This window comes from Belnapia sp. AC561 (assembly GCF_979252845.1).
In genome coordinates, this window is record NZ_CEEDBP010000237.1 from 1 (window position 1) to 271 (window position 271).

At 41.0% G+C, this 271-nt stretch carries 1 protein-coding gene; it reads left to right on the plus strand.

The features are described 5' to 3' along the window. Window positions 1-271: hypothetical protein (locus AC0IW9_RS30910; RefSeq protein WP_471652123.1), on the plus strand; the 271-nt coding region annotated here is incomplete at both ends.

A 271-nucleotide genomic window follows, 5' to 3' on the forward strand; every position in this document is an offset into this window, starting at 1 on the left:
TCTTTACACCTGCTTTAGGCAAAAGAATGGCCGTAGGGGCAATAATTGCATTAGGCGTTATAAGTGCTTTTGTAATCGGTGCTGGTAGCGGAAACCCAAGTTGGGGCGATTATTGGCGCATAAAACCATTATTGTTAACACCTTTTTTGGGTGCAATTGTTGGCCTGTGTTATGACGTTACAGAGCCACTTCGAAAAATAAAAGGCTGGACTGGGAAAGTGTTCTTAGTTTTAAGTTTTGTAGGTTATTTCATCGGGTTATGGATGAGTTT